This is a genomic window from Streptomyces sp. CC53 (assembly GCF_001865245.1).
Classification (GTDB): Bacteria; Actinomycetota; Actinomycetes; order Streptomycetales; family Streptomycetaceae; genus Streptomyces.
In genome coordinates this window covers 1-4,075 of sequence record NZ_MKXB01000169.1, presented here as the reverse complement: position 1 = coordinate 4,075, position 4,075 = coordinate 1, and the positions used below count along the sequence as shown (strand labels likewise).

The following is a 4,075-nucleotide window of genomic DNA, read 5'->3' as shown; positions in this document are numbered from 1 at the left end:
CCACTCAGCCACCCATACGGCCGTCAAACACCCCCGACGGGACAAAACGCTCTTTGAGTGCGTGTTTCTGATCCCTGGTGCTCGTGAGCCCGTACGGCTATCGAGATGAAAGGGGACACGTCAGCAGCCCCCGGGGGTAAATGGTTCCGACCCGGGGGCTGATGCGGGCGTTGTCAGGGGACGAGGAGCCAGAATCCCTGGTCGGCGTACTGGCCGTTGATGCCGACGGTGACGGTGAGGGTGTCGTCTCGGTCCCCACATTGCGGGGTCCTCGTGTAAGCGGGGTAGGCGTCGGTGCCGAAGGGAACGCCGGCGACCGGCACGGTCTGCGGTGTGATGCTATGGGCCGTCAGTTTCTTGTCGACGAACCGGATGCAGTAGATGCCGGTGCCGCCCTTGGTCACCTCGGCGATGCCGGTGCCACGGTCGACGTCACCGTTGTACTTGATCAGGCCGGATGCCTGGGCGTGCGGTGCCCGGACGGGGCTGCCGATGCCGGTCGCGAGTGCGACGCCGCCGGTCACGGCCGCTGCGGTGACGACGGACGCGGCGACGACGGCGACGCGCGCCTTCTTGGTCTGGAACACGGTTGCTGCCTCTCATGGGCCCGAGCGGGTCGTGCGGATCGGGCAGGTGGGGGGAAGAGACCTGACGCGGGACAGGCCTGCGGTCAGTGGACGGTGACGGTGAAGCCGGCGTCGATGGCGGCCCCGTTGAGGTTGCGCACGTAGACGAGGATGGTGTCGGCAGCGTTCCCGCAGGCGGCGGTGGGTGTCTCGTAGGCGTGAGTGCTGCCGCCGGCCGGGCCGCCGCTGACCTGGACGATGCTGTCGGCGAGGTCGACGGCGTCCGGGCCGACCTTCACGCAGTAGCCGCCGGTCTGGAACTTGCTGCTGGAGACCACGTTCTTCTGCTTCAGCAGCGTGCCGTCGGCCGCGACCTTGGCGGCGGCCTGGGTGTGGGGAGCGAAGGACGGCTCGGGTGCCGCATGGGCGGGGGCCGCGAGGGCGACGGCTGCTGCGGCGGCTCCGACGCAGGGCATGGCGAAACGGCGCATGGAACTCTCTCGTTCACTCGGGGGACGCAATGCGACAGGAAGGCGCAAAACGTGATCATCGGCTCATTGGCAATGAGATCGGTGAGACCGATGCACCGCAACCGTCACCGAGGTCTTCTAGGCCAGCTGGGGGTGGCGCCCTTCCGGGCGAGGCGCCTGGTCATGAGCGTGATCGCCGCCCAGGTGATGAGGGTCTCGGAGTGCTGGACGAGGCGTTCGTAGTCCCTCGCGTGGCGGCGTGCGTGCATCATCCATGCGAGCGACCTCTCGACGACCCAGCGGCGGGGAAGGACGACGAAGCCAGAGGTGTCCTTGGGCCGGCTGACCGGCTTGATCGTGAGGTTGAGATGTTGTTTGGCCCAGGTCACGAGCTTGCCGGCGTAGGCGGAGTCGGCCCACACGATCGTGATCTCGGGGTGCATCAGACGGAGGCGGAAGAGGACTTCCTTCGCGGCTGCGGCGTCGTGCAGGTCTGCGGGGGTGACCATGACCATGAGGGGAAGGCCGCGGGTGTCCACGACCAGGTGGCGCTTGCGGCCGTTGATCTTCTTGCCGGCGTCATAGCCGCGGGTCGCCTTCGAGACGGTTTCGGCGGCCTTAACGCTCTGGGAGTCGATCACGGTGGCCACCGCCCAGGGGCCTTTGCCCATCTCACGGCGGATCCGGCCGGACAGGTGGTCGCGGATCTGTCCGATCACCCCGGCTGCTGCCCAGCGGGCCATGAACCCCCAAACCGTGCGCCATGGCGGGAAATCCGCAGGCAACGCCCTCCATTTGCATCCGGTGTCGACCACGTAGCGGATCGCGTCGACAATCTCCCGCCGGGGATGCCTTTCCGGCCGGCCGCCGCGGCTGGTCTCGCAGGCGGGCTCCGGCAGCAGAGGTTCGAGCAGGGCCCATTCCGCGTTGGTGGTGTCGGAAGGGTAGCGGCGCGGACGCATAACGGCGGGCCCCCAAGCCGGATCGGGAGGGGCACCCGGCCGGAGGCCGGGCGCCCCTCTGTGGTGGTCAGGCTGAAACGACGAGGTCGAGGGTGGATTCGATGGAGTTGAGCTGCGCGACGATGTGGCGCACCCACTTGTCGCCCGGGTGGGCGGCGGCGTGCGGGGCGACCGTGCCGGTGATGAACCGGCGGAACTCGGTGAGTTTCTCGGTGAGCACGGCCCGTTCGTATGCCTCCAGCGCGGCGCGTTCCGCGCCGAGCTGGTAGCCGTCGGCCCTGGTCCAGATCAGCGGCGGCCAGCCGTTCTCGGCGACGATGTCTCGCAGGGCGGCGAGCCCTGATCTGACCTGGCTGGGTGACAGTCCGCTCGCGCGGGTCAGCTGGGGAAACAACAGACCCGCGGGTCTGGCCTCGAACAGCACGAACCGCAGGGTGTCCGCGTGCCTGTGGGCGGCCTCGCCCCGGCGCCGTGAAGCGCGGGTCACGGCTACTCGCCCCGCAGCATGCGTGCCAGCTCGTCGTCCATGTCGACCTTGCCGGTGTCGACCGCGGTCTCGATCCAGTCCAGCGTCGCCCGTACCTTCGCGACGTTCTCGTGCACGATCGTGCGCTCGTCATCGCCGAGATTGCGGTCTCGCAGGCCCGGGACGGTCCGGCCGGCCGCGGCGACGAACGAGTGGCAGGCGGTGACCAGGTCCAGGAACTCCACCGTCCGGTCGATCTTCCTCACCGCCGGTGCGACCGGGCTGGTGTCCTCGAAGTGGTCGCGGGCTTGCCGACCCCGCTCGGCCTGGGCATGGTTGACCTGGAAACGGGCGGTGTCGTCGCTCATCGCCTTGAACGCGACGTCCGGCCTGCGCAGCAGGTTCGTGGCCGCCGTGGTGGCCACGTGCTCGTCGCGAGTGAACTCCTCCACCACCCGGGCCTTGTCCACCCTGGTCACCATGGCCGTCACCTCCGGCCGCTTCAGGAAATCGCTGGTCACCGCCGCGGCGACCTGGTCGTCCTGAGCAAGCGTGTGGATCGCGGTGATCTTCTCCTTCGGGGTCACCGGTGTCTCGACCCGGTTGCCGACCCGTCGGCTGGCGTCGTCCGGCGTCCACCGGGCCTTGCCCTCCGGTGGCGTGAGGATCGCGTCGAACCGCTCCTGGTCGTCCTCGATGTAGGCCAGGATCCGGTGAACGGTGTAGGAGGCGCCCTTCCGCCGGCGGCTGGCCGGCCAGCGCGAGGACGTCCACCTTGCCGACTTCACCGTGCTGAACTTCAGGCCGATGTCCTCGGCCAGCCGCGTTAGCGTCGTGGTCACCGACCACTCCGGTTCCACCGCGTGGTGGCCGCCCGGCTCCCTCATCGGCTCGATCTCCAGGGCGCGGTCCCCGATCGTGAACTGCCCGCGCGTCTGCTGTTCCACCACGTCCCGCAGCTCGGACACGATCTGCTCGTAACGGGACTGGCTGACGCTTCCGACCTTGTCGATCTCCTCCGGCATGGGGTTCACCACCCATGCGGGCCGCAGCACGGAGCTGACGTCCGTGACGTGGACACGGCCCGCTCATCACCGAGAGTCGAACCGAAAATCCGCTGATCACAACGAACGACCACAACTGACCAAATCCTGACCGGATTCGCACTCAGGATGCGTTCGCGATGCGGTTACTGTGCCCGTTCGCCGAACGTTTCCTTCCGGCGCCTCCAAGCCCTCACCACACAGCGGCGCGAGCAGAAGACGGCGTTCGACCTCCGCTCGACGCCGGCCACCCACCGAGCCCCGCACTCGGGACACCCAATCTCACCGGCACCGCTCAATGCGGCGGCCGTGAGCTTGCGCAACCGACGTTCTGTTCGCCACTGCCTGGCACGACACGACGCGGAACAGAACAACGCGTCAGGCCGCGAACCCGGCCTCAGCCGGTCACCACAAGCCCGACAGACCCTCTCCCCGGCCCGCCCGGTGCCCCTGGACACCAGACCAGCGTAGAACCCAACGCGACCCAGATCCGAGGATCAGAAACACGCACTCACCGAACTGGAGACACCGTGGCTGTCATAGGCGTGCTCACCGAGCCGACCCCGCC

At 68.3% G+C, this 4,075-nt stretch carries 5 protein-coding genes; all 5 read right to left on the bottom strand.

Features of this window, described 5'->3' with window-relative positions; translation table 11 throughout:
• Positions 1–173: 173 nt before the first annotated feature.
• The 5 genes from BJP40_RS20325 to BJP40_RS20305 all read right to left on the bottom strand — a co-directional run bounded on the left by BJP40_RS20325 (position 174) and on the right by BJP40_RS20305 (position 3,489).
• On the bottom strand, positions 174–587 hold the full coding sequence (locus BJP40_RS20325; protein WP_071281594.1) for a hypothetical protein: 414 nt from the start codon (positions 585–587) through the stop codon (positions 174–176).
• An 83-nt stretch (positions 588–670) separates the two neighbouring features.
• Positions 671–1,057, bottom strand: a complete 387-nt coding sequence (locus BJP40_RS20320) for a hypothetical protein (protein ID WP_071281593.1) — start codon at positions 1,055–1,057, stop codon at positions 671–673.
• 104 nt (positions 1,058–1,161) lie between these two features.
• Complete coding sequence (locus tag BJP40_RS20315) at positions 1,162–1,998, bottom strand: IS5 family transposase (protein WP_079171329.1); 837 nt, start codon at positions 1,996–1,998, stop codon at positions 1,162–1,164.
• 67 nt (positions 1,999–2,065) lie between these two features.
• Positions 2,066–2,485 carry a RacP protein gene (locus BJP40_RS20310; RefSeq protein WP_071281591.1) on the bottom strand — a complete coding sequence of 140 codons (420 nt, stop codon included), beginning with the start codon at positions 2,483–2,485 and terminating at the stop codon, positions 2,066–2,068.
• A gap of 2 nt (positions 2,486–2,487) precedes the next feature.
• The gene (locus BJP40_RS20305) at positions 2,488–3,489 is read right to left on the bottom strand and encodes a DUF6192 family protein (protein ID WP_071281643.1); all 1,002 of its coding nucleotides are present in this window, start codon (positions 3,487–3,489) and stop codon (positions 2,488–2,490) included.
• Between the last annotated feature and the right edge of the window lie 586 nt (positions 3,490–4,075).